General features: G+C 72.7%; 20 protein-coding genes, 1 tRNA gene and 1 pseudogene. 8 read left to right on the top strand and 14 right to left on the bottom strand.

The genetic code is table 11. The features are described 5' to 3' along the window. The first annotated feature begins 46 nt into the window (after positions 1–46). On the top strand, positions 47–1,267 hold the full coding sequence (locus tag ACSIH6_RS28535; RefSeq protein ID WP_435111428.1) for an acetyl-CoA C-acetyltransferase: 1,221 nt from the start codon (positions 47–49) through the stop codon (positions 1,265–1,267). A gap of 348 nt (positions 1,268–1,615) precedes the next feature. Beyond that, entirely contained in the window at positions 1,616–1,867 is a 252-nt protein-coding gene (locus ACSIH6_RS28530; protein WP_435111427.1) for a DUF4287 domain-containing protein, read from the top strand. Positions 1,868–1,995: 128 nt separating this feature from the next. On the opposite strand, the gene ACSIH6_RS28525 is transcribed toward ACSIH6_RS28530, so the two are convergent. The 3 genes from ACSIH6_RS28525 to pruA form a co-directional block, all read right to left on the bottom strand. Beyond that, on the bottom strand, positions 1,996–2,952 hold the full coding sequence (locus tag ACSIH6_RS28525) for a Bax inhibitor-1/YccA family protein (RefSeq protein WP_435111426.1): 957 nt from the start codon (positions 2,950–2,952) through the stop codon (positions 1,996–1,998). 121 nt (positions 2,953–3,073) lie between these two features. After that, positions 3,074–4,000, bottom strand: a complete 927-nt coding sequence (locus ACSIH6_RS28520; protein ID WP_435111425.1) for a proline dehydrogenase family protein — start codon at positions 3,998–4,000, stop codon at positions 3,074–3,076. A 134-nt stretch (positions 4,001–4,134) separates the two neighbouring features. Then, positions 4,135–5,760 carry an L-glutamate gamma-semialdehyde dehydrogenase gene (pruA, locus tag ACSIH6_RS28515; RefSeq protein WP_150252716.1) on the bottom strand — a complete coding sequence of 542 codons (1,626 nt, stop codon included), beginning with the start codon at positions 5,758–5,760 and terminating at the stop codon, positions 4,135–4,137. 141 nt (positions 5,761–5,901) lie between these two features. Between pruA and ACSIH6_RS28510 the strand changes: the two genes are divergently transcribed. Next, complete coding sequence (locus tag ACSIH6_RS28510; RefSeq protein WP_435111424.1) at positions 5,902–7,752, top strand: helix-turn-helix domain-containing protein; 1,851 nt, start codon at positions 5,902–5,904, stop codon at positions 7,750–7,752. A 196-nt stretch (positions 7,753–7,948) separates the two neighbouring features. Here ACSIH6_RS28510 and ACSIH6_RS28505 read toward each other — a convergent pair. The 4 genes from ACSIH6_RS28505 to ACSIH6_RS28490 form a co-directional block, all read right to left on the bottom strand. Further along, a tRNA-Leu gene (locus ACSIH6_RS28505) sits at positions 7,949–8,022 on the bottom strand. A gap of 145 nt (positions 8,023–8,167) precedes the next feature. Continuing rightward, positions 8,168–9,544: an NAD(P)/FAD-dependent oxidoreductase gene (locus ACSIH6_RS28500; protein ID WP_435111423.1), complete on the bottom strand. Its 1,377-nt coding sequence runs from the start codon at positions 9,542–9,544 to the stop codon at positions 8,168–8,170. Between the two features lie 345 nt (positions 9,545–9,889). Further along, positions 9,890–10,873, bottom strand: coding sequence for a Ppx/GppA phosphatase family protein (locus ACSIH6_RS28495; protein WP_435111422.1), 984 nt, complete (start codon positions 10,871–10,873; stop codon positions 9,890–9,892). Further along, positions 10,870–11,457, bottom strand: a complete 588-nt coding sequence (locus tag ACSIH6_RS28490; protein WP_435111421.1) for a DUF501 domain-containing protein — start codon at positions 11,455–11,457, stop codon at positions 10,870–10,872. Before ACSIH6_RS28490 ends, ACSIH6_RS28495 begins: the two co-directional genes overlap by 4 nt. A gap of 158 nt (positions 11,458–11,615) precedes the next feature. Here ACSIH6_RS28490 and crcB (ACSIH6_RS28485) point away from each other — a divergent pair, with 158 nt between their 5' ends. Continuing rightward, positions 11,616–12,062 carry a fluoride efflux transporter CrcB gene (crcB, locus tag ACSIH6_RS28485; protein ID WP_435111420.1) on the top strand — a complete coding sequence of 149 codons (447 nt, stop codon included), beginning with the start codon at positions 11,616–11,618 and terminating at the stop codon, positions 12,060–12,062. Further along, entirely contained in the window at positions 12,059–12,436 is a 378-nt protein-coding gene (gene crcB, locus ACSIH6_RS28480; protein ID WP_435111419.1) for a fluoride efflux transporter CrcB, read from the top strand. The genes crcB (ACSIH6_RS28485) and crcB (ACSIH6_RS28480) overlap by 4 nt, the downstream gene beginning before the upstream one ends. A gap of 15 nt (positions 12,437–12,451) precedes the next feature. Here crcB (ACSIH6_RS28480) and ACSIH6_RS28475 read toward each other — a convergent pair whose 3' ends face one another. From ACSIH6_RS28475 to ACSIH6_RS28465, 3 genes are all read right to left on the bottom strand, one after another. Then, positions 12,452–12,823, bottom strand: a complete 372-nt coding sequence (locus ACSIH6_RS28475) for an FtsB family cell division protein (RefSeq protein ID WP_435111450.1) — start codon at positions 12,821–12,823, stop codon at positions 12,452–12,454. Positions 12,824–12,964: 141 nt separating this feature from the next. Next, positions 12,965–14,248 carry a phosphopyruvate hydratase gene (gene eno, locus ACSIH6_RS28470; protein ID WP_248773543.1) on the bottom strand — a complete coding sequence of 428 codons (1,284 nt, stop codon included), beginning with the start codon at positions 14,246–14,248 and terminating at the stop codon, positions 12,965–12,967. Between the two features lie 104 nt (positions 14,249–14,352). After that, a complete protein-coding gene (locus tag ACSIH6_RS28465; protein ID WP_435111418.1) occupies positions 14,353–14,910 on the bottom strand; it encodes a TetR/AcrR family transcriptional regulator in 558 nt (185 codons plus the stop codon). Between the two features lie 151 nt (positions 14,911–15,061). Between ACSIH6_RS28465 and ACSIH6_RS28460 the strand changes: the two genes are divergently transcribed. Beyond that, a complete protein-coding gene (locus ACSIH6_RS28460) occupies positions 15,062–16,264 on the top strand; it encodes an FAD-dependent monooxygenase (RefSeq protein WP_435111417.1) in 1,203 nt (400 codons plus the stop codon). A gap of 29 nt (positions 16,265–16,293) precedes the next feature. Here the strand turns inward: ACSIH6_RS28460 and ACSIH6_RS28455 are convergent, their stop codons facing one another. Together ACSIH6_RS28455 and cysC are read right to left on the bottom strand one after the other, a co-directional pair. Next, positions 16,294–16,992 carry a MazG family protein gene (locus ACSIH6_RS28455; protein WP_435111449.1) on the bottom strand — a complete coding sequence of 233 codons (699 nt, stop codon included), beginning with the start codon at positions 16,990–16,992 and terminating at the stop codon, positions 16,294–16,296. A gap of 128 nt (positions 16,993–17,120) precedes the next feature. After that, on the bottom strand, positions 17,121–18,704 hold the full coding sequence (cysC, locus tag ACSIH6_RS28450) for an adenylyl-sulfate kinase (protein WP_435111416.1): 1,584 nt from the start codon (positions 18,702–18,704) through the stop codon (positions 17,121–17,123). A 322-nt stretch (positions 18,705–19,026) separates the two neighbouring features. Between cysC and mfd the strand changes: the two genes are divergently transcribed. Further along, a complete protein-coding gene (mfd, locus tag ACSIH6_RS28445; RefSeq protein WP_435111415.1) occupies positions 19,027–22,635 on the top strand; it encodes a transcription-repair coupling factor in 3,609 nt (1,202 codons plus the stop codon). Between the two features lie 238 nt (positions 22,636–22,873). Here mfd and ACSIH6_RS28440 read toward each other — a convergent pair whose 3' ends face one another. Continuing rightward, positions 22,874–24,634, bottom strand: coding sequence for a cell division protein PerM (locus ACSIH6_RS28440; RefSeq protein ID WP_435111414.1), 1,761 nt, complete (start codon positions 24,632–24,634; stop codon positions 22,874–22,876). Positions 24,635–24,779: 145 nt separating this feature from the next. Between ACSIH6_RS28440 and ACSIH6_RS28435 the strand changes: the two genes are divergently transcribed. Continuing rightward, positions 24,780–25,286, top strand: coding sequence for a DUF1707 domain-containing protein (locus ACSIH6_RS28435; RefSeq protein WP_435111413.1), 507 nt, complete (start codon positions 24,780–24,782; stop codon positions 25,284–25,286). Between the two features lie 90 nt (positions 25,287–25,376). Here ACSIH6_RS28435 and ACSIH6_RS28430 read toward each other — a convergent pair. Continuing rightward, positions 25,377–25,482, bottom strand: a pseudogene (locus tag ACSIH6_RS28430) (succinate--CoA ligase subunit alpha); the annotation flags it as partial.

The raw sequence follows: 25,482 nt of genomic DNA, 5'->3' as shown, positions 1-25,482 counted from the left end.
GATCCACAGCTCCACACGCAGCACCTCAACCGTTAGGGACGCAGCCATGCCCGAAGCAGTCATCGTCGCAACCGCCCGCTCCCCCATCGGCCGCGCCTTCAAGGGCTCGCTCAAGGACATCCGGCCGGACGACCTGACCACCCAGATCGTCCGCGCGGCGCTGGACAAGGTCCCCGAGCTGGACCCCCGGAGCATCGACGACCTGATGCTCGGCTGCGGCCTGCCCGGTGGCGAGCAGGGCTTCAACATGGCCCGCGTCGTGGCCGTCCAGCTGGGACTGGACACCGTCCCGGGCACCACGGTCACCCGCTACTGCTCCTCCTCCCTCCAGACCACCCGGATGGCCTACCACGCCATCAAGGCGGGCGAGGGCGACGTCTTCGTCTCCGCGGGCGTGGAGACCGTCAGCCGGTTCGTCAACGGCAGCAGCGACGACGGCGCCAACGAGAACCCGCTCTTCGACGACGCCAAGGCCCGCACCGCCAAGCGCGCCGAGGGCGGCGCCGGGGCCTGGACCGACCCGCGCGAGGACGGCAACCTTCCCGACGCCTACATCGCGATGGGCCAGACCGCCGAGAACGTCGCCCAGACCACCGGCGTCTCGCGCCAGCGCCAGGACGAGTTCGCGGTGCGCTCGCAGAACCTCGCCGAGAAGTCCCTGGACAACGGCTTCTGGGAGCGCGAGATCACCCCGGTGACCCTGCCCGACGGCACCGTGGTCAGCACCGACGACGGCATCCGCCGCGGCACCACCTACGAGAAGGTCTCCGAGCTCAAGCCGGTGTTCCGCCCCGACGGCACCGTCACCGCGGGCAACGCCTGCCCGCTCAACGACGGCGCCTCGGCCGTGGTCGTCATGAGCGACACCAAGGCCGCCCAGCTGGGCATCACCCCGCTGGCCCGCATCGTGTCCACCGGCGTGACCGGTCTGAGCCCGGAGATCATGGGCCTGGGCCCGGTGGAGGCCTCCCGGCAGGCGCTGGCCCGCGCCAACATGGCCATGGGCGACATCGACCTGGTCGAGATCAACGAGGCCTTCGCCGCGCAGGTGCTGCCCTCCGCCGACCAGCTGGGCATCGACATCGACTCCCAGCTCAACGTCAACGGCGGCGCCATCGCGATCGGCCACCCGTTCGGCAGCACCGGCGCCCGCATCACCGGCACGCTGATCAACGGCCTGCGCTTCCACGACCGGACCTTCGGTCTGGAGACCATGTGCGTCGGCGGCGGCCAGGGCATGGCCGCCGTCTTCGAGCGCCTGAGCTGACGCCCCCTCGCGGTCCCGGGCCCGGAACGCGCCGCTGGGGTTCCAGTGGTGCTTCCGGGCCCCTCGCCGTGTCCGGCCCCTCTCGGCCGGTCCACACCGCGACAGGCCCGCGCCGCCTCTGGCGACCGCGTTCCGGACGCTTTGTCGCACAGCCGCAGGGCGGCCCTTCCGTCGACGGAACACGCGCGGAAACCCGTCTGCCACAGAAGGGTTCGTCTGGGAAGCCCCTCAAGACGAACGTTCTCACACCGGCAAGGTAAAAGCTGGTGACCGGGGCTTGTCCACAACGTGATCCTGATGCAGGGTCGCAGGTAAGTGCCACACGCCAACGCGCTGCCGGAGGTGCCCATGTCGGTAACCCACTCGCCGGAGATCCACGCCAAGCTCATCGAACGCATCCCGGTCGTCACCGGCCGGGAACTCCACGAGTGGTTCGACGCCCTCGACGGGGGGCCGGGCCTGGTGCGCTGCCAGGACCGGTCGAACTGGCTCGCCGACGAGTACGAGTTGCCCCAGTGGTACGCGCAGGCCCTCGTGACGGAGTACGACCGCCGCCGCAGGAACCGCTCCATCCCCGCGCCCCGGCGCGGGAAGGCCTGAGCGCGCCGCGGGCTCGCCGACCACGGCGAAGGGGCCGCCGCCCGGACGGATATCCGGGTGGCGGCCCCTCGCGTGGGTGTGCGGACGCCGTGGGCGACCGCAGGAGACCTCCGCGCGTCGGCCGGGGACTACTCCGCGAAGATCGACTTGATGATCCAGAGCAGGCGCAGGATCTCGATGTAGAGCCAGACCAGGGAGACGGTCAGGCCGAAGGCGAACTGCCAGGCGAACTTGTTGGGGATGCCGGCGTTGAGGCCCTCCTCGATGCCGCGGAACTCCACGGCCAGGGTCAGCGCGGCCAGGACCACGAACACCAGGCCGATGAGCAGGCCCAGCGGGCTGGGCTCGCGCAGGCCGATGCCGCCCGCGATGAAGAAGCTGGCCACGAAGTTGACCAGCATCAGGGCCGCGGCGCCGAGCACCGCGTACGTGACGACCTTGACGAAGCCGTCGGTCACCTTGATGATGCGGAACTTGTACAGGGCGAGCATCACGGCGAACACCACGACGGTGCCCAGTACCGCCTGGGTCACGAGCGTGCCGCCCGCACCGGCGTCACCGGTGGTGGCCGTCAGGCTGGTGGCCAGGATCGCGGAGATGCCGCCGACGAGCAGGCCCTCCAGGGCGGCGTAGCTCAGGATGGCGACGGGGTTGGTGATCTGCTTGAAGGAGATCACCAGGCCCAGCACCAGGCCGCCGAGCGCGCCCACGAGGGTGAGCGCCACGGCGATGCCCGGAGCCGAGCTGAAGAGGAAGTAGTTGACGACGGCGAAGGCCGCGACCACACCGAGCGTCATACCGGTGCGCACGACCACGTCGTCGATGGTCATCGGCTGGCTGTCGGCGCTCTGCACCGGGCCGCCGGGGTAGCCCTGCTGGGGGTACGGCTGAGCGTAACCCTGCTGGGGGTAGGGCTGGCCATAGCCCTGCTGCGGGTACGGTTGTCCGTACCCCGACTGGCCATAGCCCTGCTGCTGACCGTAGCCGTAACCCGGCTGGCCGTTGAGCCCCCGCTGGGCGTTCCCGGCAGGACCGGCCTGCTGGAGCGCCCGCTTGAGGACGGGGTTGGAACTCCGCATCCGCATGTCTAGTCAAGACCCTTTCACGCGTGGATTGCTGCCCACAAGGTAACGTACGCGCCTCATCCGGAGTTCCACGGGCAAGGTCACTGTTCAGACACGGCGCGGCGGGGCCGCGCCGACCGTGTCAACCGCGCGTGACCAGGGACCGGGCGAAGAAGAGCATGTTCGCCGGACGCTCCGCCAGACGGCGCATGTAGTAGCCGTACCACTCGTCGCCGTAGGGCACGTAGACCCGCATCCGGTTGCCCTCGGCGGCCAGCCGGACCTGCTCGGCGTCGCGGATGCCGTAGAGCATCTGGTACTCGAACCCGTCCTCGCCGCGGCCGTTGGCGGCGGCCAGCGCACCGGCGATGGCGATCATGCGCGGGTCGTGCGAGGCCACCATCGGGTAGCCCTCGCCCTCCATCAGCACGCGCAGCGCGCGCACGTAGGCCTTGTCCACCTCGGCCTTGTCTCGGAAGGCCACCGACTCGGGCTCGTCGTAGGCGCCCTTGCACAGGCGCACGCGCGAACCGGCCCCGCTCAGGTCACGGCAGTCGGCCTCGGTGCGGCGCAGGTAGGCCTGGAGCACCGCGCCCACGAAGGGGAAGTCCTGGCGCAGTTCGCGCAGGATGCCCAGCGTGGAGTCGGTGGTGGTGTGGTCCTCCATGTCCAGGGTCACCGTGGTGCCGACCGCCCGGGCCGCCTCGGCGATCTGGCGGGCGTTGTCCAGGGCGATCTTCTCGCCGTCGCTGTTGAGGAACTGGCCCACGGCCGAGAGCTTGACCGAGACCTCGGCGCGCTCGGCCAGACCCGCCTCGCCCAGCGCGGCCAGCAGGTCCCGGTAGGCGGTCACCGTCGCCTCGGCCTGGGCCGTGTCGGTGGTGTCCTCGCCCAGGAAGTCCAGGGTGACGTGGCGGTCCCGGGCCAGCTCCCCGACCACGGGGAGCGCTTCCTCCTGGGTGGAGCCCGCGACGAACCGCTTGACCATGGCCCGGGTGACGGGAGTGCGCTCGACGATGGTGCGGCAGGTCTGGGACCTGGCGGCGAGCAGCAGGGGTTTGCGAAGCATGGTGACCTCGGGAAGGACGTGCGCGAGCCGGTGGGCTGGCGCGGACGGGGCGCGGCGGGTTCGTTCCGGCCGCGCCGGTGGATGCGGGCGGGCTCCGGGCCCCCTCAGGACGGGAGGGGGCCCGGGAACCGCCGTCAGCCCTGGTGGGGGTAGGAGGAGACCGTCGGCGCGACGAAGGTCTCCTTGATGGCGCGCGGGCTGGACCAGCGGGACAGGTTCTGCGCCGAACCGGCCTTGTCGTTGGTGCCGGAGGCGCGCCCGCCGCCGAAGGGCTGCTGGCCCACGATGGAGCCGGTCGGGCGGTCGTTGACGTAGAAGTTGCCCGCGGCGAAGCGCAGGGCCTCGCTGGCCTTGGCCACGGCGGCGCGGTCCCGGGCCAGGACGGCGCCGGTCAGGGCGTAGGCCGAGCCCTCGTCGACGACCTTGAGGACCTCGTCGAACTTCTCGTCCTCGTAGACGTGGACGGCGACGACCGGTCCGAAGTACTCGGTGCGGAACACGTCGTGGGACGGGTCGGTGCCCTCGATGATGGTGGGGCGCACGAAGTAGCCGACGGAGTCGTCGGCGGTGCCGCCCGCCAGGACGGTCAGGGTCGGGTCGGACTTGGCGTCCTCCAGGACCTTGGCCAGCTTGTCGAAGGCGCGGCGGTCGATGACGGCACCGACGAAGTTGGACAGGTCGGTGACGTCGCCCATGGTCAGGGCCTCGGTCTCGGCGACGAGGTCGTCGCGGACCTGCTCCCACACCGAGCGGGCGACGAAGGCCCGCGAGGCGGCCGAGCACTTCTGGCCCTGGTACTCGAAGGCGCCGCGCACGATGGCGGTGCGCAGGACCTCGGGGTCGGCCGAGGAGTGGGCGACGATGAAGTCCTTGCCGCCGGTCTCGCCGACGATGCGCGGGTAGGAGCGGTAGTTGGCGATGTTCTCGCCCACGCTCTTCCACAGGTGCTGGAAGGTCCTGGTCGAACCGGTGAAGTGCACACCGGCCAGCTCCGGGTCGTTGAGGGCGACGTCGGAGACGGCGAGGCCGTCACCGGTGACCATGTTGATGACGCCGGGGGGCATGCCCGCCTCCTCCAGCAGGCGCATGGTCAGCTCGGCGGCGAACTGCTGGGTCGGGGACGGCTTCCACACGACCACGTTGCCCATCAGGGCCGGGGCGGTGGGCAGGTTGCCCGCGATGGCGGTGAAGTTGAAGGGGGTGATCGCGTAGACGAACCCCTCCAGGGGGCGCTGCTCCATGCGGTTCCACACGCCCTTGACGCTCAGCGGCTGCTGGGCGATCAGGTCGCGGGCGTAGGAGACGTTGAAGCGCCAGAAGTCGATCAGCTCGCAGGCCGAGTCGATCTCCGCCTGCTGCACGGTCTTGGACTGGCCGAGCATGGTGGCGGCGTTGATGGTGGCGCGCCAGGGGCCGGAGAGCAGTTCGGCGGCGCGCAGGAGGATGGCGGCGCGGTCGTCGAAGGACATCGCGCGCCAGGCGGGGGCGGCGGCCTTGGCGGCGGCGACGGCGTCGCGGGCGTCCTCACGGGTGGCGTTGCGCATGGTGCCCAGGACCGCGGCGTGGCGGTGCGGCTGTACGACGTCGATGGGCTCGCCGCCGCCCATGCGGCTCTCGCCGCCGATGCGCATCGGCAGGTCGATGCTCCGGCTGCCGAGCTCCTCCAGCTTGGCCACGAGCTCCTCGCGCTCGGCGCTGCCGGGCGCGTAGGACAGAACCGGCTCGTTCTGCGGCAGAGGGACGTTGGTCACGGCGTCCATGGGCACCTTCCCGGTGAAGAATGTCCCTGAAACAAGCAGGGTTGGCTGACTCAACGCTCCCAGAACCAGGGCGTGCGAACCTTGTGGACCAGGCCACTCTTTGCCCGCCTTATTTGTTCTCCAGGACAAAATGGGACACACATGAGTAATGACCGCCCAGCATCAGACCCGCCCCCCGCATCCGGTGGCGGGGCACCCCGACCGACACCGAGGCCGGAGGTTCCGCCTGTTCAGGCTGGTTCAGCCGATGACAGGACCACAGGCCTGCCCCTGCGCGGGCTACTGCTGGCCCTCGGCGATCCCGTCGTGGACGTGGCCGCAGCCCCGGACGGACTCGATGTCCAGGTGGACAACGTCGTCATCCTCGACCCGGAGGACCGCACGGAGGCGCGCGAGGGGGACCTGGTGCTGCTGATCGGGGCGCGGGGCGCCTCCGCGCGGCGCCTGGTCAGGACGCTGGCCGAGCAGGGCGCCACGGCCGTCGCCGTCAAGACCAGCGCGCACGCGGCGCCGGAGGAGGTGCTGCCGCCGCCCGCGGGGACGCGGCCCGGCCGCCCCCGGCCCGGGGGCGGCGACGAGGCACGTGCGCTGCGCACCGAGGCACAGGAGGCGGGGATCGCGCTGCTCGCCGTGCGCCCCGAGGTGCGCTGGGACCAGTTGCAGTCGGTGTGCCGGTCCATCCTGGACGACGCCCGCCTGACCGCCTCGGAGGACCTGAGCGAGTCCGGCGGCGACCTGTTCTCCATGGCGCAGACCATCGCCCGGCTCACGGGCGGGCTGGTGAGCATCGAGGACGCGGCGAGCCGGGTGCTGGCCTACTCCAGCGGTGCCGAGGTGGACGAGCTGCGGCGGCTGTCGGTGCTGGGGCGGCGCGGCCCGGAGTCGTACCTGGCGCTGCTGCGCGAGTGGGGGGTGTTCGCCAAGCTGCGCGCGGGCGAGGAGGTGGTGCGGGTGGACGAACACCCCGACCTGGGCATCAGGCGCCGGTTGGCCGTGGGCATCCACGCGGGGCGCCAGCCGCTGGGCGCGATCTGGGTGCAGGAGGGGGACCGGCCGCTGGCCGAGCACGCGGAGGAGGCCCTGCTGGGCGCGGCGCGCACCACCGCGCTGCAGATGATCCGCCAGCGCACGCAGGCCAGCGCGGGACTGCGGCTGCGCGAGGACCTGCTGTCGAGCCTTCTGGAGGGGCGGATCGACGCCAGCGCGCTGGCCGACACCGTGGAGGTGCGCACCGACCGGGGTGCGCTGGTGGTGGCGTTCGCTCTGGTCGGAGGGTCGGTGGGCGCGGCGGAGGAGCGCCCCGACCGGCCCGAGCGCGAGCTGCGCCGCCGCCAGCTGATCGATCTGGTGTCGGTGCACACCGCGGCCTACCGGCGCAGCGCCCTGGTGACCGCGCTGGGCGGGCGGGTCTACGTGCTGCTGCCGGATCTGGCGCGCGCCCGGGAGGGGCGGCGCGGGGTGGAGCAGTCGGTGCTGGCGCTGACCCGCAAGACGGTGGCGGCGGCGCGCGCGGCGCTGGGACTGGAGGTGCACGCGGCGGTGGGGTCGCTGGTGGAGCGGCTGGGGGACGTACCGGACTCGCGTGCGGAGGCGGACCGGGTCCTGGACGCGATGGACCGCTCCCCGGACCGGAGTCCGGGCTGGGACGTGGCGACCATCTCCGACGTGCGCTCTCGGGTGCTGGTCAGCGAGACGCTGGCGCGGCTGCGCGAGGACCCGTCGCTGCGGGACCCGCGGGTGAGCCGGCTGATCGAGCACGACCGTGCGGGCGGCGCCGACCTGGTGCACTCCCTGCTGGCCTACCTGGAGGCGTTCGGGGACGCGCGGGCGGCGGCGGAGCGGCTGCACATCCACCCGAACACGCTGCGGTACCGGGTGCGCCGGGCGGCGTCGGTGAGCGGGATCGACCTGGGGGATCCCGGCGAGCGCCTGTTCACGCAGTTGCAGCTGTTGATGGAGCAGCAGGGACCGCAGCAGGGACCGACGCCCTGAGGGCCCGCCGCCACCCGAGGGGCGCACGGGGCTGCGGGCCCCTGGGCAACAGAAGCACAGGCCAACGGGGGCACAGGGCGGCAGGGGCCCAGAGCGGTGTGGCCGGGGCGGCGGGAGCACCACGGGGCGGCGTCCACCTCGGAAAACACACGACGCCCGCTCGGTGAGCAGGCGTCGTCGGGACTGGTGCCGTGGGTACCCCCGGTCGGACTCGAACCGACACTTGTGACCCTTTTAGGGGGCCTGCCTCTTCCATTGGGCTACGAGGGCGTGGCCCATCATACCGGGCGGGCTGATTGCCCACTTTGACTTGGCTTGGCCGCATTGGGACAGGAAACGACCGGCTCCCCTCCGGGAAGCCGGTCGTTTCGCGCGCCTGTCGCGGAGGTCGCGCCCGCCGGCGCGTCCCGTCCGGTCAGCTGACCCTGCGGAGGCGACCGTCCTCGATCTGCGGGTGGCTGGCCTCCTCGAAGGCCTGGCGGGGCTCGGCCATCTCCGGAAGCGCGGCGTAGTCGCGGCGCAGGAAGAGGGCGAGCGTCCAGTCCGAGAGCACGCGCATCTTGCGGTTGAAGGTCGGGACCGCGAACAGGTGGTAGGACCGGTGCGCGTACCAGGCCAGGCGGCCGTTGAGCTTGATCTTGCCGAACAGCTGGGCGGCGCCCTTGTGGACGCCGAGCCCGGCGACCGCGCCCAGGTTCTTGTGGCGGTAGGCCTTGGGCTCGGTGCCGCGCAGGGCGGCGATCACGTTGTCGGCCAGGACCGGGGCCTGGCGGACCGCGTTCTGGGCGTTGGGCGGGTAGTAGCCGCCGTTGCCGTCGGGCACCTGCGCGTTGTCGCCGCCCGCGAAGGCGTTCTCCACGCCGTTGACGGCCAGGTACTCGCTGGTGTCCAGGTGGCCCTTGGGGCCGAGCGGCAGGTCGCTGGCGGCCACGACCGGGCTGGGCTTGACGCCCGCGGTCCACACCAGTGTGCCCGAGTCGAACTCGGTGCCGTCGCTCAGCTTGATGTGCTGGTCGGCCGCCGACTCCAGGAAGGTCTTGAGCCGGACGTCGATGCCGCGGCGGCGCAGCTGGTTGAGCGCCTTGCCGCCGACCTCGGGGCCGACCTCGGGAAGGATCTTGTCAGCCGCCTCGATGAGGTAGAACTGCACGTCCTCCAGGCCGATCGAGGGGTGGTGGCGCACGGCGTCGCGGACCATGTCCTCCAGCTCGGCGATGGCCTCGGCCCCGGCGAAGCCGCCGCCGACGAAGACGAAGTTCAGCGCCTTGCGACGGATGGCCTCGTCGTCGGTGGAGTCGGCGATGGAGAGCTGGTCCAGGACGTGGTTGCGCAGGAAGGCGGCCTCCTCGACCGTCTTGATCCCGATGCCCCACTCGGCCAGGCCGGGGATGGGCAGGGTGCGCGAGACCGCTCCGGCGGCCATGACGAGGTAGTCGTAGGCGAGGGTCTCGGCCTCGCCGACGTTGGGCTCGTAGCGGACCGTGCGGTCGGCGTGGTCGATGCGCACGACCCTGCCGCCCAGGACGCGGACCCGCTTGAAGACCTTGCGCAGCGGGACGACCACGTGTCGGGGCGAGATGCTGCCGGACGCGGTCTCGGGCAGGAAGGGCTGGTAGGTCATGTAGGAGTTCGGGTCGATGACGGTGATCCGCGCCTCGCCCGCCCCGAGCTTCTTCTCCAGCCGCCTCGCGGTGTACATCCCGAGGTAACCGCCACCGACGATGAGGATGTGCGGGATCTCCGCGTCGTCCCCTCCGCCGTGTACCAGCCGGTAGTTCCTGCTCTCGGTCATCGCATTTCCGCCCTAACGGTTCTTCTGTGTGGTGCCCCTTCCCAGGGGCCGCGAGGTCGTCACGGTCTTCGGTCGCCCGCGCCGCGGTCGCGGCGGGGTGCCGCCCGGGTCGGAACGAGGTGCTTCGTCCCTCCGCTTGTGCATTCTTTCACAAGCCCCCGCCGACAGAGAAGGTTCACACCGGCTCACCTTCCGACCACTTCCCGCTTCACCTTACCGGCGTTTTCGCAGGTCAAAGCAGTTGTGAAAGCATTCACAAGGCCCCTGGGAGGTGACACGTCTCACCCGGGGAGCCCTTGCACGCGCTCCGGGAGGCGCCCCGCGGGGCGCCTCCCGGAGGCGGTGTCACACGACCAGGCTCCAGGCCACGCCGTCGAGGATGTCGTGCTCGCTGGCCGTGAAGGAGTCGGCTCCCGTGCGGGCGAGCACCCGGGACAGCACGAGCGCGCCCGCGCCGATGACGTCCACCCGGCCCGGGTGCATGACGCCGATCAGCGACCGCTCCCGCGAGGTGGCCTTGAGCAGCTCCCCGGTGATGCGCTCCAGGTCGGCGACGCCCACGCGGGTGTGGTGGATGCGCTCGGGGTCGTACTCGGACAGGTCCAGGGCGATACCGGCGACCGTGGTCGCGGTGCCCGCGACGCACACGACCGAGGCGGCCTCGCGCAGCGGGACCACCCGCTCGACCTCGTCCAGCGCGGCCTCGATGTCGGCGGTCGCCGCCGCGACCTCCTCCGCCGTGGGAGGGTCGCCGCGCAGGTGGCGCTCGGTCATGCGCACGCAGCCGATGTCCACCGACAGCGACGCGCGGACCAGCTCGCCGCCGTCGTCCCCGGACAGGGCGCCGCCCAGGACGAACTCGGTGGAGCCGCCGCCGATGTCCACGACCAGGAACGGCGGGGCCAGGTCCTCGCCCGGGCCCTCGGCCTCCAGCTCGGCGGTGGCGCCCACGAAGGACAGCTCGGCCTCGTCCAGGCCGGTGACCACCTCGGGCTCCACGCCGAGGATGTCGCGCACGCCGTCGACGAAGACCTGGCGGTTGCTCGCGTCCCGGGTGGCGCTGGTGGCGACCATGCGCACCGCGTCCGGGCCCAGGGCGATGCCGTGCGCCTCGATGGCCTCGGCGTACCCGCGCAGCGCCTCGAAGGTGCGCTCCAGCGCCTGGGGCGCGAACGCCCCGGTCTCGTCCACGCCCTCGCCCAGGCGCACGATCTCCATGCGCCGGTCGACGTCGACCACCTGCACCTCGTCGTCGCCCACGTGGACGACGTCGGCGATCAGCAGTCGGACGGAGTTGGTTCCGCAGTCGATGGCCGCGACACCGCTCATGGCATGCTCCCTTCGTCGCCCCCGGGGGCGTCCTCGTCGACACACACGCACGGGCCCCTGTCCCACCAGTGCGGCAGTTCCTCCAGCGCCTCGGCGCCGAAGGGGTTGGTCCCCGGCTCGGCCAGCTCGTGGGCGACCAGCGCGTGCAGGCACTTGACCCGGGTGGGCATGCCACCGGTGCTCTGCATGCCCTCGGGCAGCGGCTCGACGCCGTCCAGCCGCGCCTGCTCGGCGCGCTCGGCCAGGTAGGATTCGTGCGCCCGGGTGTAGGCGGCCCGGAGCTCGGGGTCCTCGCCCAGGCGCTCCTGCATGCGGCGCATGCGGCCCTCGTTCTCCATCCGGCCGATGGCCGAGGCGGCGCGCGGGCAGGTCAGGTAGTACAGGGTCGGAAAGGGCTCGCCGCTCTCCAGCCGGGGCGCGGTGCGCACCACGTCGGGCAGGCCGCAGGGGCAGCGGTGCGCGATCGCGCGTACGCCGCGCGGCGGGCGGCCCAGTTGGAGTTCGACGGCGGCGGTGTCGCGCCCGGCGACCGGGGCGGGGCGCCCGGCGGCGTGCCCGGGCGCGGGCTGATCTGCGGAAGTCATGGCGCACCCAGCATAGGGCCGCACGCGCACCCGCGGGCGCGGACGGTCCACCGGCGGTCCGCGCGCGGGTCCTCGCCGCGGACAGGCGGGCGCGGGCCGTCAGCGCACACCACCACACCGGTTCCCGCGCGCCGGAGCCGCCGAGGGGAGACGTCGACGTGAGTACCCCGCCCGGACCTGTCCCCCTCCGTGCGCGGGACGTGGCCGCCATGGCCGGGATCGCCGCCTGCGGCGGGGCCGCGGGGGCGGTGGCCCGCCACCTGGTGGCGCAGGCCTGGCCGACCCCCGACGGCGGGCTGCCGCTGGCCACCCTGGCCGTCAACCTCGCGGGTTCGGTGCTCATCGGTGTCCTGGTCACGGCCGTCGCCGGTCCCCGGCCCGCGCCGCCCTGGGTCAGGCAGCTGCTCGGCACCGGCTTCCTGGGCGGGTTCACCACCTACTCGGCCCACGTCCTGGACACGGGGACGCTGGCGGCGTCCGGGCGGGTCGCCGAGGCCGCGGCCTACATGGCGCTCACGCTGGTCGGGGCGGTGGCCGGAACCGCCCTGGGCGCGTGGGCCACGGGGCGCGCGGTCCGCGCCCTGGGACGTGGGAGGCGGTCGTGAACTGGGAGGTGTGGCTCGTCGGCCTGGGCGGCGGCGCGGGCGCGGCCCTGCGCTACCTGGTGGACCGGGCCGTCTCCCGCGCGGTCGGCGCGGGGCTGCCCTGGGGCACGTTCACCGTGAACGTCGCGGGCACACTGCTGCTGGGCCTGCTGGTCGGCGCCGCGGGGGCGGCGACCGTCTCCCCCCGGCTGTGGGCCCTGCTCTCCGTCGGGTTCTGCGGCGCGCTGACCACGTACTCGACGTTCTCCCACGAGGTCCTCTCCCTCGTCCGGGAGGGGCGCGCTCTGGCCGCCGGCGGCTACGCGGCCCTGACCGGGGGCTGCGCGCTGGTCGCGCTGGCGGCGGGGGCGTGGGCCGCGGGCGCCCTGCTCTGAGGGCACACGGAGGGCTCAGAGCCCGTCGTCGGACGGCGGGCTGTCGGCCTCCTCCACCGAGCGCCACAGGGCGGTGAACCAGGGCTCGCTGGGACCGGTGTCGGCCTCGTCCTCGTCCTCGGAGTCGGGCGGGATGACGATGTAGGCGGTCTCGCCGGGGTACTGGTAGTGCAGCCGGACGCGGGCCTCGCGCTCCACGTAGGAGTCCTGGGTCATCTCCTCCTCGCGCTGGCGCAGGTCCCGCACGCTCTGCTCCATGCGCGCGCGCTCCTCCCGGAGTTCGGCGAGCTGGGCGCGCTGGGCGATGTACTCGCGCAGCGGGTAGGCCAGGCTGAGCGCGATCACGCACATCACGAGCGCGAGGATGGCCGCTCGGCTGGTGAGCATGGGCCGCACCCGGGGGGTGCGGCCCGTGCCCGTGCCGGAGGGTCCCGTCTTCCGGGCAGTACGGCGCTCGGGCCTGTCGGCTTTGGCCGCCTTCTTGGCCTTTGGACGCTGCTGCTCGGATTCGCGGGACACTGGGGCAGACTAGCCGCGCGCGGCGAAGCGCGGGAAGGCCGACACGCCCGCGTACACGGCGGCGTCGTCGAGTTCCTCCTCGATGCGCAGCAGCTGGTTGTACTTGGCGACCCGCTCGCTGCGCGCCGGGGCGCCGGTCTTGATCTGCCCGGCGTTGGTGGCCACCGCGATGTCGGCGATGGTGGTGTCCTCGGTCTCGCCGGAGCGGTGGCTGATCATGGCCGTGTAACCGCTGCGCTGGGCGAGGGAGACCGCGTCCAGCGTCTCGGTGAGGGTGCCGATCTGGTTGACCTTCACCAGCAGCGAGTTGGCGGTGTCGGCCAGGATGCCGCGCTGGAGCCGCTCGGGGTTGGTGACGAACAGGTCGTCGCCCACGAGCTGGACCTTGTCGCCCAGCTGGGCGGTGAGCTTCTTCCACCCCTCCCAGTCCTCCTCGTCGAGGGGGTCCTCGATCGAGACGAGCGGGTAGGCCTCCACCAGCTCGGCGTAGTAGGCGGCCATCTCCTCCGAGGAGCGGGCCTTGCCCTCGAAGGTGTACACGCCGTCGCTGAAGAACTCGCTGGCGGCCACGTCCAGGGCGAGCGCGATGTCGGTGCCCGGGGTGTAGCCCGCCTTCTCGATGGCCTCCACGATCAGGTCGAGGGCGGCGCGGTTGCTGTCCAGGTTGGGGGCGAAGCCGCCCTCGTCGCCCACGCCGGTGGCCAGGCCGTGGGCCTTGAGGACCGACTTGAGGGCGTGGTAGACCTCGGCGCCCCAGCGGACGGCCTCGGAGAAGGTCGGGGCGCCGATCGGCGCGACCATGAACTCCTGGATGTCGACGTTGCTGTCGGCGTGCGCGCCGCCGTTGAGGATGTTCATCATCGGCACCGGCAGCACGTGCGCGTTGGGGCCGCCGATGTAGCGGAACAGGGGCAGCCCGGCCTCGGCCGCGGCGGCCCTGGCCACGGCCAGGGAGGCGCCCAGGATGGCGTTGGCGCCGATCCGGGACTTGTCCGGGGTGCCGTCCAGGTCGATGAGCGCGCGGTCGATGATGCGCTGTTCGTCGGGGGCGTGGCCGAGCAGCTCGTCGGCGATCTCGTCGTTGACGGCCGTGACGGCCTTGGTCACACCCTTGCCGCCGTAGCGGTCGCCGCCGTCGCGCAGCTCGACCGCCTCGAACTGGCCGGTGGAGGCGCCGCTGGGGACGCCCGCGCGCGCGATGGTTCCGTCGTCGAGCAGAACCTCGACCTCGACTGTCGGGTTGCCCCGGGAGTCAAGGATCTCCCGCGCCTGTACTGCCTCGATGGACGCCACGGTCTCTCTCCGTCTCTTGGGGTTTCTCGGACCACTGGTTCAGGACCCGACACGAGACTAGCGACCCCGCACCGGGAAAGGAGCGTGCACCCGGCGGAATTGGTCTAGTCCATATCGGACATGCCCGACTCCAGGGCGGCCATGGCGATGTCGATGGCGCGTTCGCGGTGGTCGGCGGCCTCCTCGGCGGAGAACATGACCGAGAGGTCCTGGATGCCGCCGAGGGCGATCACGGCGCCCATCCGGGCGGGCACGCCGCCCTCGGGCCCCACGAGCAGGGTGTCCAGGCGTCGGCGCCAGGAGATGACGGACTCGACCAGGCCGACGTCGGCCAGTGCGCCCAGGTCGTTGAGGACGGCGAGCAGCAGGGCGCTGTGGCGCACGCAGACGTCGAAGTAGTCGCCCAGCAGCGCGCGCGGGTCGGCGGCCCCGCCGCGGTCCCCGTACCTGGCGAAGAGCGCCTCCATGTCCTCGCCCAGGGGCCTGACCAGCGATGTGAGCAGGTCGTTCTTGGAGGGGAAGTGGTAGTACAGCGCGGCCTTGGTGATGTTCAGGCGCTCGGCGATCTCGCGCAGGCTGGTCTTCTCGAATCCCTTCCGGGCGAACAGCTCCAGGGCCACCGCCCGGATCTCCGCCTTGGTGTCGTTCTGCGCTCTGGGCACCCGTGTCACTTCCGTTCCCTCGCCACCTGGTCGGACGAGTCTAACGGCGACCTTCCGGCCGGTAGTTTACTTGTCGATCGGTAAGTTACTTGACGCACGGTAAGTAGCGTTCTAGCGTGGGGACAACGGCACCCGAAGGAGCAAGAACGCCATGACCGCCGTACGCAACGTCCTGATCTCCGGCGCGAGCATCGCCGGGCCGACCCTCGCCCACTGGCTCCACCACCACGGCATCGAGGCCACCGTCGTCGAACGCGCCCCCGCGCCCCGCACGGGCGGCTACGCCATCGACGTGCGCGGCACGGCCCTCGACGTCGCCGAGCGCATGGGGGTGCTCGACGGCATCCGGGCCTCGGCCACCGAGATGTCCACAGCCACGACCGTGGACGCCCGCGGCAGGCGCAGGGGCGGCTTCGAGGCGAGCGCGCTCACCGCCGACGACCGCTCCGCGGAGCTGCTGCGCGGCGACCTGGTCCGCCTGGTCCACGCACCGACCACCGCGTACACCGAGTACCTGTACGGGGACTCCGTCACCGCGTTCGAGCAGGAGGGGGACGGAGTCCGCGTGACCTTCGAGCGGGCCGGGCCGCGCGTGTTCGACCTCGTCGTGGGCGCGGACGGCCTGCACTCCACGACCCGGCGGCTCGCGTTCGGCCCGGAGGCCTCCCACCGCCGCTTCCTGGGCAGCTACATCAGCATCTTCACCGTGCCCAACCACCCGGGACTGGACCGCGAGGCCGTGCTGTTCAACACCCCGGGGCGGCTCGTGGCCATGTACCACACGCCCCGAGCGGAGGGGGCCAAGGCCATGCTGGCGCTGTCCGTGCCCGAGGAGAACGGTGTCGACCGCAGGCCGCCCGAGGAGCAGAGGGAGTTCCTGCGCCGGACCTTCGCCGGGCACGGGTGGGAGGCCGACCGCGTCCTGGGCGCGATGGAGCGGGCCCCGGACTTCTACTTCGACTCCGTGGCCCAGATCCGCATGGACCGCTGGTCGGCCGGGCGCGTGACCCTGCTCGGGGACGCCGGGTACTGCCCCACCCCCATGTCGGGGCAGGGCAGCAGCCTGGCCATGGTCGGCGCCTACGTCCTGGCCCAGGAACTCGCCCGCAACGACGGCCACGGCGCCGCGCTGGCCGCCTACGAGGCCCGGATGAGGCCGTTCGTGGCGGCCAACCAGGACATCGCCGACCGGGGCCAGGCGTTCCTGCTCCCGCGCACCCGACCGGCGCTGCTGGCGCGCGACCTCCTGCTCCGGCTGGCCCCGCTGCTGTCCTCCCTCGGAAGCTTCGACAACCGGCTGTCACGGGCGTCGGAGGCCCTGGAGCTGGACGCCCCCGCACCCGCCGGGGCCTGACGCGGACCGGTGCCCGGCGGACCCGCCCGTCAGGCCTCGCCCGCCTTGTCCCAGTAGGTCCGCCATTCCTGCCCGGACAGCTCGCGGGGCTCCCTGCCGTCCGCGCGGGCGGCGTCCTCGGCTGCGCGCACACGGGCGTCGAACCGGCGGGCCGCCGCCCTCAGGTCGGTCTCGGCGTCACGGCCCCGACCGCGCTCGGCCGCCACCGCCGCGAACAGCTCCCCGCCCTCGGCCCCGTCGTCGCCGACCAGGTCGGCGGGGAAGCCGTTGCGCACCGCCCTCCTCTGCAACTCGTCGGCCAGCAGTACCGCGGGCTGGGCGAACGGGACCCCGTCCAGGACCGAGTTGCGCCCGTCGCCGCCCACCGCCCGGGCCTTCTCCGCCCGCTCGGCGGCCTTGATGGCCTCCCAGTTGGACCCCACCTCGTCGGCATCCGACACCTCGACCCCGCCGAACACGTGCGGGTGGCGGCGGGTCATCTTGTCGATGATGGCGTCGGCGACGTCGTCCACCGTGAACCGCGCCGGATCCCCCTCGGGCCGCTCGGCGGCGACCGCCGCGTGGAAGACCACCTGGAGCAGCACGTCGCCCAACTCCTCGCGCAGCAGCGCGAAGTCGCCCTCCTCGATCGTCTCCAGGGCCTCGTAGGCCTCCTGGATGAGGTACTTGGCCAGCGACCCGTGGGTCTGGTCGCGGTCCCACGGGCACTCCCGGCGCAGGGTGTCCATCACCTCGACCAGGCGCAGCACCCGGTGCCCGACCGGCGGGGCGCCGCCCCTCCCGCTCCGTCCGTCCCGCACGTCCTGGGGGTCTCGGGGATCGTTCAACACTCGTCCTCCACTGTTCGCGCCGCCGTTCAGCCGTCGTGCTCGGGCAGCCAGCCGCCCGCGCGCAGGGCCGACATCACCCGGGCCACGGACTCGGCCGGGTCCACGTCCTCGGTGTCCACCACCAGGTCGGCGTCGTCCGGCTCCTCGTAGGGGTCGGAGATCCCGGTGAACTCGGGGATCCCCCCCGCCCGCGCCTTGGCGTACAGGCCCTTGCGGTCGCGGGCCTCGCACACCTCCAGCGGGGTCGCCACGTGCACCAGGAAGAAGTCGCCGAACTCCTCCACCATCGCGCGCACCTCCGCCCGGCCCTTGGCGTAGGGGGCGATCGGCGCGCACACCGTGACCCCGCCGTGCCGGGTGATCTCCGAGGCCACGTAGCCGATCCGGCGGATGTTGAGCTCCCGGTCCTCGCGGGAGAAGGTCAACCCGCTGGAGAGCATGCGCCGCACCACGTCGCCGTCCAGCAGGGTCACCGGGCGCCCCGACCTGCGGATTCCGTCGCACACCCCCCGGGCGATCGTGGACTTGCCCGAGCCCGACAGGCCGGTGAACAGCACGGTCAGCCCCCTCGCGGTGCGGGCCGGGCGCAGCCGCGCCAGCGCCGCGCCCACCCGGGCCGGGGTGAACCAGGAGGGCAGCTCGCGCCCGTGCGCCAACTCGGTCTCCACCTGCTCGTCGGTCAGCTCGGACCGCGCGGACGCCGGGTCGATCCGGGTCACGGGCAGCCACAGCCCGTCGGAGGAGTGGTAGCGCCACGGTTCGGGGTCCAGCACGGTCAGGGGCGGGCGCAGCGCCATCACCCGCTCGACGTCGGGGCCGTCCCCGCCGGTCACCGCCAGCATGTGGGTGGCGCCGTAGGACGCGGCCACGTGCGCGGCCAGACCCACCTCACGCGCCCCCCACGGCCCGCCGAACAGGCCCCGGGAGCGGTCGGTGCTCCTGGGCAGCGTGCACACCACGAAGGAGGTGCGCGCGGGCAGCAGGGGCCCGGCGGCCAGCACCGCCGTGGCCATGCCCTCGTCCTCCAGGCCGGTGTCGACGATCACCAGCACGTCGGCGCGGCCGCCCTCGCCGTGGACCAGGCCCAGCGCGTCGGCCTCGGCCCGGACCTGGTGCAGGGCGCGGTGGTGCAGCGGACGGTCGGTGACCACGGCCAGCAGGGGGCGCTCGGAGGGCTCCAGCTCGCGCTGGGCCCGCACCTCCGCGGGCGAGGGCCGCAGCTCGCGCAGCACGCCGTAGGTGGGCGGGCGCAGCAGGGTCACGGAACCGGCCAGGAGGTGACGGCCCCCGGCGTCCCGCCAGTGCTCGGTGACGTCGAGCCCGGCCAGCGGCGCCCCCTCCGGGTCGGAGAGGGTCAGGTGGTCGGCTCCGGAGAGCTCCTCGGGCACCTCCAGCGTGACCGGAACCGGCCAGGGACGCCCGTCGGGCAGGCGGCCGTCCCGCTCCACCGACCCCGCCTCGTCCCGCGTCATGAAACCGGGCAGCGGGTAGGCGCCGTTGAGGATCAGCTCCAGGTGGGCGAGCCCGTCCGGACCTGGGGCGAAGACGGGGGCGTCCGGGCTCCCCACGCTGCCCTGCGGCGCACTCCCACGCCTGTTGGCACTCACCACGCGCTTCCTCTCCTCGGGCGGTCCGGCAAACGCACCCAGCGTATGCCGCGGGCACGGGACGACCCGCCCGCGCACCGTGTCGGACGGAATAGAAGCAGTTCGGAGACGGTTCTACCCGGTGCGCCGCCGCCCGCGCCACCAGGCCGGGGACGCGGGCGGCACGGGGCAACCCCGTGTCGCCGGTTGTCCACACCCCGCCCGCGCCGGACCGCCGGACTCGATAGTCTGAAAGGTGCCGGGCGTCCACTCACGCAGCCGCCTTCTTCCCGTGCAGGCCGCGACCACCACCGCCTGATCCGGACCACTTCCACTTTCTGGTGCTATGAGCCTCATTGGACTTCTCGCCGACGTCTCCAGGGACCCGGCACTGCACAGCGCGATCGAGGCCGCCCGAGGCGGCCGCGATCCCCATCTCGACCTCGTCGCCCCGGCGGCGCTGCGCCCCTTCATGGTGGGGGCGCTGGCCGCCGACGCCCCCGTGGGCGCGCAGCGGCCCGTGCTCGCCGTCACCGCCACCGAGCGCGAGGCCTCCGACCTGGCCGACGCCCTGGGCTGCCTGCTGCCCGAGGACTCGGTGGCCCTCTTCCCCGCGTGGGAGACGCTGCCGCACGAGCGGCTCTCCCCGCGCTCGGACACCGTCGGCCAGCGGCTGGCCGTCCTGCGCCGCCTGGCCCACCCCGATCCCTCCGACCCGCTGACCACCCCGCTGCGCGTGGTCGTGGCCCCCGTGCGCAGCGTCCTGCAACCGCTGGTGTCCGGGCTGGGCGACCTGGAGCCGGTGCGCATCCGCCCCGGCGACGAGGCGCCCCTGGAGGAGGTCGTCCAGGCCCTGGCCAACACCGGCTACGCCCGTGTGGACTTGGTCGAGAAGCGCGGCGACATGGCGGTGCGCGGCGGCATCCTGGACGTGTTCCCGCCCACCGAGGAGCACCCGCTGCGGCTGGAGTTCTGGGGCGACACCGTCGAGGACATCCGCTACTTCCAGGTCGCCGACCAGCGCTCCATCGAGTCCTCCGAGGGCGGCGGGGCCCTGCGCACCAGCGCCTCCTCCGGGCTGTTCGCGCCACCGTGCCGCGAACTGCTGCTCACCGACACCGTGCGCGGGCGCGCGCGGGCACTGGCCGAGGAGCACCCCTCCCTCGCCGAGATCCTGCACAAGATCGCCGACGGCGTCGCGGTGGAGGGCATGGAGGCCTTCGCGCCGGTGCTCGCCGAGCGCATGGAGCCGTTCCTGGCCCACCTGCCCGAGGGCGCGATGGTGGTGGGCTGCGACCCCGAGCGCATCCGCACCCGCGCGGTGGAGCTGGAGGCCACCAGCGCCGAGTTCCTGGACGCGTCGTGGATCAACGCCGCCTCCGGCGGAGAGGCGCCCATCGACCTGGGCGGATCCGCCTACATGTCCATCTCCGAACTGCGCTCCACCGCCACCGAGCTGGGCCTGCCCTGGTGGGGGCTGACCCCGTTCGCCGCGGACGAGACGGGCGGCGCGGCCGAGGAGGACGACGCCGTCGTCGTCGGCGCGGTGCCCTCCGAGTCCTACCGGGGCGACACCGAGCGCGCACTGGCCGACATCAAGGGGTGGCTGCACGACAACTGGAGCGTCGTCCTGGTCACCCAGGGGCACGGCCCAGCCGAGCGCCTGGTGGCGATGCTGCGCGACGCCGGGCTGGGCGCCTCCCTGGCCGCGGACCTGACCGAGCAGCCCAGACAGGCGGTCGCCACCGTCACCACCGGCCTGGTCGACCACGGGTTCCTGCTGCGGTCGGTGCACACGGTGGTGCTCACCGAGACCGACCTGGCCGGGCAGAGGTCCTCCACCCGGGACATGCGGCGCATGCCGAGCAGGCGGCGCGGCACCGTCGACCCGCTCCAACTCAAGCCCGGCGACCACGTCGTGCACGAGCAGCACGGTGTGGGCCGCTACCTGGAGATGGTCAGCCGCCAGGTGCAGGGCGCCACCCGCGAGTACCTGCTCATCGAGTACGCGCCCTCCAAGCGCGGTCAGCCGGGCGACCGCCTGTTCGTGCCCACCGAGCAGCTGGGCGAGGTCACCCGGTACGTGGGCGGTGAGGCGCCCACGCTGTCCAAGATGGGCGGCGCCGAGTGGAGCAAGGCCAAGAGCCGGGCCCGCAAGGTGGTCCGGGAGATCGCCGGCGACCTCATCCGGCTGTACTCGGCGCGCCAGGCCTCCCCCGGACACGCCTTCGGCGCCGACACCCCGTGGCAGCGCGAACTGGAGGACGCGTTCCCCTACGTGGAGACGCCCGACCAGCTCGCCGCCATCGACGAGGTCAAGAAGGACATGTCCAGGTCGGTCCCGATGGACCGGCTGATCTGCGGCGACGTCGGCTACGGCAAGACCGAGGTGGCGGTGCGCGCAGCCTTCAAGGCCGTGCAGGACGGCAAGCAGGTCGCCCTGCTGGTGCCCACCACGCTGCTGGTGCAGCAGCACCTGTCCACGTTCACCGAGCGGTACGCCTCCTTCCCGGTCACCGTCAAGCCGATGTCGCGGTTCCAGACCGACGGCGAGGTGGAGGTCACCCGCGAGGGGCTGCGCTCTGGCGAGGTGGACGTGGTCATCGGCACGCACCGGCTGCTGTCCTCGGAGACCCGCTTCAAGGACCTGGGCCTGGTCATCATCGACGAGGAGCAGCGCTTCGGTGTGGAGCACAAGGAGGCGCTCAAGCGGCTGCGCACCCAGGTGGACGTGCTGGCGATGTCGGCCACCCCCATCCCGCGCACCCTGGAGATGGGCCTGACCGGCATCCGCGAGATGACCACGATCCTCACCCCGCCCGAGGAGCGTCACCCGGTGCTCACCTTCGTGGGGCCCTACGAGGACAAACAGATCACCGCGGCCATCCGCCGCGAGCTGATGCGCGAGGGACAGGTGTTCTTCGTGCACAACCGGGTGGCGTCCATCGACAAGATGGCGGCGAGCATCCAGCGCCTGGTCCCCGAGGCCCGGGTGGCGTACGCGCACGGCCAGATGAACGAGCAGCAGCTCGAGAAGGTGATGGTCGACTTCTGGGAGAAGAACTTCGACGTGCTGGTCTCCACCACCATCGTCGAGTCCGGCCTGGACGTGCCCAACGCCAACACCCTCATCATCGACCGCGCCGACACCTACGGCCTGTCGCAGCTGCACCAGCTGCGCGGCCGGGTGGGCCGCGGGCGCGAGCGCGCCTACGCCTACTTCCTCTACCCGCCGGAGAGGCCGCTGACCGAGACCGCCTACGAGCGGCTGGCCACCGTGGCCCAGCACACCGAGACCGGCGCGGGCATGTACGTGGCCATGAAGGACCTGGAGATCCGGGGCGCGGGCAACATCCTGGGCGCGGAGCAGTCCGGGACCATCGCGGGTGTGGGCTTCGACCTGTACGTGCGCATGGTCGGCGAGGCCGTGGCCGAACTCAAGGGCGACCCGGACGCGGTCAAGGAGATCGAGACCAAGGTCGAGCTGCCCATCAACGCCTACATCCCGCACGACTACGTGCCGGGTGAGCGGCTGCGGTTGCAGTCCTACAAGCGCATCGCCAGCGTCACCAGCGAGGAGGACATCCTCGCCGCCTACGAGGAGCTCACCGACCGCTACGGCACCCCGCCCGAGCAGGTGGACAACCTCATGGCGGTGGCCCGGTTCCGGGTTCTGGCCAAGTCCGCGGGTCTCTCGGACGTGGTGATGCAGGGCAACCAGATCCGCTTCGCCCCGGTGGAGCTGCGCGAGTCGCAGGAGCTGCGACTGCGGCGCCTGCACCCCAAGTCGATCCGCAAGGAGGCGACCCGGACCCTGCTGGTGCCGGTGCCCAAGTCCGGCGGCCTGGGCGGCAGGCCGCTGCGGGACCTGGAACTGCTCAAGTGGTGCACCGACCTGGTCAACTCCATCTTCGAACCGCAGAAGAGGAAGACCGCGCCCAAGGAGAACGCCTAGGACCTGCCGCGAACGGGTTCCCGACGTGAGGGCGTCCGGGCGCGGGCCGGGGCACAGATCCACGAACACCGCCCAGCGACACCGTGGGCCGCACCGGAAACGCCGGGGCGGCCCACGCACGGTCGCGTTCGGCCCCGCAGCCCTACGGCTACGACCCCGTCAGCCGGAGGCGCTCCCTTCCGTGCGGTGACGGACCCGCCGCTTCTGGCCCTCCACGCCCCGCCCCGGCCCCGCGGTCTCACCGCTGTGGGGTGTCGACCTCGTCGGGCTCGGCCTCGTAGGTGATTCCGTACATCTCCTCGGACTCCTCGTCCTCGGCGGACCCGCGACGCCACCAGCGCCCGCCTCCGGCCCGCCCGGCCCTGCGCTCCTCACGCCGCTGCCTGCGCAGCTCCCGGCGCTCACGTTTGCGCTCCGCACGTTCGGCTGCCCGATCAGCCCGGCCCGAGTCCGGCCCCTCGTCCTCGGGGACCTCGTCCCGTGGAGCGTCCCGGTCGGGGTCCGGCCGTGCCTCCTCCTCACGGCGGCGCAGCGGCGTGACCGTGGCCAGGCCCTCACCGACCGGCACGTCCGGGGGCAGCTCCACTTCCGGCCGGGCCCGCGGTCCCTCCTCGGCTGGGCGCGTCACGGCCTTGACAGGGCGCGCCGTGTCCCTCTTGGCGGGCGTCTCGTCCTTCGCGGAAGGCGCCGCGTCCTTCGCGGGGCCCCGCTCACGCTCGGTCGCCGAACGCGAAGCCCTGCGCGCCGACGGACGCCGCCCGCGCGTGTACCACCAGTTGGCCACCCACGCCACGACGGCGGCGGCCACGCCCACCTCCAGGGCGGCGACCAGGCCCACCTGCCACGCCGACGGCCCGACCTCGCTCAGCCTCTCACCGCCGAGCGGCCCACCCGCCATCACGGCCAGCGCCGCGCACAGCAACCCCGTGGTCACCCCGCACACGAACCCCCACAGTGGAGCGGCCTCACTGACCACGTCCGGAGCACTGCGCTGGGTGAGGGCACCACCCACCGCCCCCGCCACGAACGGCACCGCCAACGCCAGCAGCGAGGCCACCGGTGCGGCCCCGTTCGACGGCAGCGCGGCCAGCATCGGAAGCATCGGCAGGGCCCCCACCGAAACCCCCGTCGGCGCGACGACGGTCCCCGCCCCCACCGCGAACCCCGGGCCCAGCGCGTAGCAGACCGCGAACACCACCGCGTTGGGCAGGTAGGCCAGCTGGACGACGACCAGCAGCGCACCGCCCACCAGGCCGGGACCGAGCACCCGGGTCGTCTCGACGACCTCGGACAGACTCATCCCCAGAGCCACCAGGAACAACAGCAGCCCGCCCAGCAGGAGCGTTCCCGTGGAGGCGAGCATCCCCACCAGTAGGGAGCGCGACCGGGCGGGCATCAGCCGCAGCAGGTCCCGGGCGGGTACCTCCTTGTCGCGCATCAGCTGGCGCAGCACCCCCAGCCCTCCGGCCAGGAAGGCGATGACGAACCCCATGACCAGTGCGCGCGGCATGCTCGGCTCGACCGCCTCGGTACGCGCCAGCAGGGCCAGGGTGCCCGCGATCGCCGCGTACGGCCCGGCGATCGCCAGCGCCGCCCGGTACACGTACCGCAGGCGGGGGATGTCGCAGGAGCGCGCCAGCCACCGTCCCGACCGGTACAACAGCAGCCCCGGCAACAACACCAGCCCCAACGGCAGCAGGGCGATCTGGCCGTCGGGCACCGAGAACGACACGTGGTGGCCCACCAGCCAGGCCAGCACCGCACCCTGGAGGATGTCGACGATGTCCTCGCCGAAGGTGTCATGCGGCGCGGCCACCCACCCGATGATGGTGAGGGTGACGATCACGGCCAGCCCCAACGCCGCGGCGGTGGCCGCGGCGATCCCGCCGGTCGCGTAGACGGGTCGGGGCGCGACGGCCGCGTCGGGCTCCGCCGCACCGCTGGACCGTGTGCGCTGGGAGGGGCGGCCGCGGTCGGGGGGAGATCCTGGCGTACTCACCCGACTTATGCTGCCAGGGACCGGAATGCTCCGTGGTATCCCGGCCGCGCGTGTCGTGCCCGGAAGGACGGAACCGGATCCGCGGTCCGGCCGTCCTATCCTGGGAATGAGGCTCCTCCCCCCAGCCCGAACGGATCGGTCCCGTATGGCAGGCCCCGAGTACCAGCGCCCCTACCGCCTCTCCGACACCGAACGCGACGACGCCCTGGTCAGACTGCGCACCGCCCTCGAGGAGGGGCGCCTGGACATCGACGAGCACGAGGAGCGCGTCTCCCTGGCGGTGCGCGCCGTCACCTCCTCGGACCTGGTCCCCCTCTTCGACGACCTGCCCGCGACGGACACACGCGCCCCCGGTTCCGGACACGGAAGCGGCCAGGGGCGCGAGTACGGGCGCGCACCGGTTCCCGAACCCCGTCGAGAGGACGGGAAGGCCGCACCGGCCGCCAGCTCGGGCTGCGCGGACACCGGGAGCCGCTCCGCGCCCTGGTGGGGCGTGCTGCCCTGGGTCGGCTTCGTCTTCCTGTTCTGGGGCCTGCCCGCCGTCCTGAACGGAAGCACCGAGGCCCTCGCCGGCTGGGGGATCTTCCTCGCCGTGATGATCGTCCCCCATGTCGTCGTGGGTGTGGCCCGGCACCGCCACCGCTCCGCCTGACCTGCGGTCGGCTGGCGCGGGGCGTACACGACAACGGCTCCGCCTCACCGCTGAGCGGCGGGGCGGAGCCGTTGTCGGTACCGGAACGCGTCAGAACAGCGCGCGCGCCAGCTGAGCGGTCTCGCTGGGAGTCTTGCCGACCTTGACGCCGACCGCTTCCAGAGCTTCCTTCTTCGCGGCGGCCGTGCCCGAGGAA

The sequence above is a fragment of the Nocardiopsis synnemataformans genome, from assembly GCF_965343085.1.
In the GTDB taxonomy this organism is placed as follows: Bacteria; Actinomycetota; Actinomycetes; order Streptosporangiales; family Streptosporangiaceae; genus Nocardiopsis; species Nocardiopsis alborubida.
The sequence above is the reverse complement of the archived record's forward strand: the minus strand, read 5'-3'. Positions and strand labels throughout refer to the sequence as shown.

Bases quoted from the DNA above. Each gene is read 5' to 3' on its own strand.
- ACSIH6_RS28535 (WP_435111428.1), top strand. From the start codon at position 47: ATGCCCGAAGCAGTCATCGTCGCAACCGCCCGCTCCCCCATCGGCCGC.
- ACSIH6_RS28530 (WP_435111427.1), top strand. From the start codon at position 1,616: ATGTCGGTAACCCACTCGCCGGAGATCCACGCCAAGCTCATCGAACGC.
- ACSIH6_RS28525 (WP_435111426.1), bottom strand. From the start codon at position 2,952: ATGCGGATGCGGAGTTCCAACCCCGTCCTCAAGCGGGCGCTCCAGCAG.
- ACSIH6_RS28520 (WP_435111425.1), bottom strand. From the start codon at position 4,000: ATGCTTCGCAAACCCCTGCTGCTCGCCGCCAGGTCCCAGACCTGCCGC.
- pruA (WP_150252716.1), bottom strand. From the start codon at position 5,760: ATGGACGCCGTGACCAACGTCCCTCTGCCGCAGAACGAGCCGGTTCTG.
- ACSIH6_RS28510 (WP_435111424.1), top strand. From the start codon at position 5,902: ATGAGTAATGACCGCCCAGCATCAGACCCGCCCCCCGCATCCGGTGGC.
- ACSIH6_RS28500 (WP_435111423.1), bottom strand. From the start codon at position 9,544: ATGACCGAGAGCAGGAACTACCGGCTGGTACACGGCGGAGGGGACGAC.
- ACSIH6_RS28495 (WP_435111422.1), bottom strand. From the start codon at position 10,873: ATGAGCGGTGTCGCGGCCATCGACTGCGGAACCAACTCCGTCCGACTG.
- ACSIH6_RS28490 (WP_435111421.1), bottom strand. From the start codon at position 11,457: ATGACTTCCGCAGATCAGCCCGCGCCCGGGCACGCCGCCGGGCGCCCC.
- ACSIH6_RS28475 (WP_435111450.1), bottom strand. From the start codon at position 12,823: ATGCTCACCAGCCGAGCGGCCATCCTCGCGCTCGTGATGTGCGTGATC.
- ACSIH6_RS28460 (WP_435111417.1), top strand. From the start codon at position 15,062: ATGACCGCCGTACGCAACGTCCTGATCTCCGGCGCGAGCATCGCCGGG.
- ACSIH6_RS28455 (WP_435111449.1), bottom strand. From the start codon at position 16,992: ATGGACACCCTGCGCCGGGAGTGCCCGTGGGACCGCGACCAGACCCAC.
- mfd (WP_435111415.1), top strand. From the start codon at position 19,027: ATGAGCCTCATTGGACTTCTCGCCGACGTCTCCAGGGACCCGGCACTG.
- ACSIH6_RS28435 (WP_435111413.1), top strand. From the start codon at position 24,780: ATGGCAGGCCCCGAGTACCAGCGCCCCTACCGCCTCTCCGACACCGAA.